This is a genomic window from Streptomyces sp. NP-1717 (assembly GCF_022695985.1).
In the GTDB taxonomy this organism is placed as follows: domain Bacteria; phylum Actinomycetota; class Actinomycetes; order Streptomycetales; family Streptomycetaceae; genus Streptomyces.
This window is the reverse complement of the sequence record NZ_JAAPBF010000412.1, coordinates 1-2,718: the sequence shown is the minus strand read 5'-3', so window position 1 is coordinate 2,718 and position 2,718 is coordinate 1. Positions and strand designations below refer to the sequence as shown.

Here is a 2,718-nt window from a genome sequence, read left to right as displayed (position 1 = left end):
CGCAGCGGCGACAAGGGCGGGGACGCCAACGTCGGTGTGTGGGCGCGCGGTGCGGACTCCTGGCGCTGGCTCGCACATGAGCTGACCGTCGACCTGTTCCGCGAACTGATCCCCGAGAGCCGGGACCTGACCGTGGAACGGCACGTCCTGCCCCAGCTGCGCGCGCTCAACTTCACCGTCCGGGGCCTCCTCGGCGAAGGCGTCGCCGCACGCGCCCGCTTCGACCCGCAGGCCAAGGCGCTCGGCGAGTGGCTGCGCTCCCGCCACGCCGACATCCCGGAGGTACTGCTGTGACCGTGCTCCACTCGGCGCTGGACACCACGTCCCCCGACTACGCCGAGCACCGTGCCGAGATGCTCACCAGACTCGCCGCTCTCGGCACCGAGCACGCCAAGGCGCTGGCGGGTGGCGGCGAGAAGTACGTGGCCCGCCACCGTGACCGCGGGAAACTCCTCGCCCGCGAGCGGATCGAGCTGCTGCTCGACCCCGACACCCCGTTCCTGGAACTGTCCCCGCTCGCCGCCTGGGGCAGCGACTACCCCGTCGGCGCGTCCATGGTGACCGGCATCGGCGTGGTCGAGGGCGTCGAATGCGTCGTCACCGCCAACGACCCGACCGTGCGCGGCGGCGCGTCCAACCCCTGGACGCTGAAGAAGGCCCTGCGCGCCAACCGGATCGCGTACGAGAACCGGCTGCCGCTCATCAGCCTCGTCGAGTCCGGCGGCGCCGATCTCCCCTCCCAGAAGGAGATCTTCATCCCCGGCGGCGCGCTCTTCCGCGATCTGACCCGGCTCTCCGCCGCCGGGATCCCCACCGTCGCCGTCGTCTTCGGCAACTCGACGGCGGGCGGGGCGTACGTCCCCGGCATGTCCGACCACACCGTGATGGTCAAGGAGCGCTCGAAGGTCTTCCTCGGCGGACCGCCGCTGGTGAAGATGGCGACGGGCGAGGAGAGCGACGACGAATCGCTCGGCGGCGCCGAGATGCACGCCCGTGAGTCGGGCCTCGCCGACCACTTCGCCGTGGACGAGCCGGACGCGATCCGCCAGGCGCGGCGGATCGTGGCGCGCCTCAACCACCGCAAGGCGTACGCGGATCCGGACCCGCTGACCGTCGAGCCGCCGAAGTACGACGAGGACGAACTGCTGGGCATCGTCCCCGGCGACCTCAAGATCCCCTTCGACCCGCGCGAGGTGGTGGCACGGATCGTCGACGGCTCGGACTTCGACGAGTTCAAGCCGCTGTACGGGCCGAGTCTGGTGACGGGCTGGGCGACGCTGCACGGCTGTCCGGTGGGGGTGCTGGCCAACGCGCAGGGGGTGCTGTTCAGCGCGGAGTCGCAGAAGGCCGCGCAGTTCATCCAGCTCGCCAACCAGCGTGACATCCCGCTGGTCTTCCTGCACAACACCACCGGCTACATGGTCGGCAGGGAGTACGAACAGGGCGGCATCATCAAGCACGGCGCGATGATGATCAACGCGGTCGCCAACTCGACGGTCCCGCACCTGTCGGTCCTGATGGGGGCCTCGTACGGCGCCGGGCACTACGGCATGTGCGGCCGGGCCTACGACCCGCGGTTCCTCTTCGCCTGGCCGAGCGCCAAGTCCGCGGTGATGGGGCCCCAGCAACTGGCCGGCGTGCTCTCCATCGTGGCGCGCGGCTCGGCGGCGGCGAAGGGGCAGCCGTACGACGAGGACGGCGACGCGGCCCTGCGCGCCATGGTGGAGGCGCAGATCGAGTCGGAGTCGCTGCCGGCGTTCCTGTCCGGACGGCTCTACGACGACGGGGTCATCGACCCGCGTGACACCCGCACGGTGCTCGGCCTGTGCCTGTCGGCGATCCGCACGGCGCCCGTCGAGGGCGTCCGCGGCGGCTTCGGCGTCTTCCGAATGTGAGGCTTACGTTGATATCCACTCTGCTTGTCGCCAACCGTGGCGAGATCGCCAGCCGCGTCTTCCGGACCTGCCGCGAGCGGGGCATCGGCACGGTCGCGGTCTTCTCGGACGCGGACGCCGGCGCGCTGCACGTACGCGAGGCGGACACGGCGGTACGGCTGCCGGGCGCCGCCCCCGCGGACACGTATCTGCGCGGCGACCTGATCGTGAAGGCCGCCCTCGCGGCGGGCGCGGACGCGGTGCACCCCGGCTACGGATTCCTTTCCGAGAACGCCGGGTTCGCGCGGGTGGTGCGCTCGCTCGACACGGTGGGGGAGGAGTGGGAGGCCGCCCGCGCGGAGGCCCGCTCGGCGTTCGGCGACGGCGAGGTCTTCGCGGAGCCGTACGTGGAACGGGGCCGCCACGTCGAGGTCCAGATCCTCGCCGACGCGCACGGCACGGTGTGGGCGCTGGGCACCCGCGACTGCTCCCTGCAACGGCGGCACCAGAAGGTGATCGAGGAGTGCCCGGCGCCGGGTCTGACGGCGGAGCTGCGCGCCGCGCTGACGGACGCGGCGGTCGCGGCGGCGCGCGCGGTGGAGTACCGGGGCGCGGGCACCGTCGAGTTCCTGCTCTCCCCGGCGGGCCGCGCGTACTTCCTGGAGATGAACACCCGCCTCCAGGTCGAACACCCGGTCACGGAGGAGGTGTTCGGCGTGGACCTGGTCGCACTCCAACTCGCCCTGGCGGAAGGCGCCCGGCTCCCCCCGTCCCCGCCTGTCCCGTACGGCCACGCGATCGAGGCCCGCCTCTACGCGGAGGACCCGTCCCACGACTGGGCCCC

At 72.1% G+C, this 2,718-nt stretch carries 2 protein-coding genes and 1 pseudogene; all 3 read left to right on the top strand.

Annotated features, from left to right (window positions below; genetic code table 11):
* Positions 1-294: pseudogene (locus GXP76_RS35030) on the top strand (exopolyphosphatase); the annotation flags it as partial.
* Complete coding sequence (locus GXP76_RS35025) at positions 291-1,895, top strand: carboxyl transferase domain-containing protein (RefSeq protein WP_242575649.1); 1,605 nt, start codon at positions 291-293, stop codon at positions 1,893-1,895. The pseudogene GXP76_RS35030 and the gene GXP76_RS35025, both read left to right, overlap by 4 nt.
* A gap of 8 nt (positions 1,896-1,903) precedes the next feature.
* Positions 1,904-2,718: biotin carboxylase N-terminal domain-containing protein (locus GXP76_RS35020; RefSeq protein ID WP_277994146.1), on the top strand; the 815-nt coding region annotated here is incomplete at its 3' end.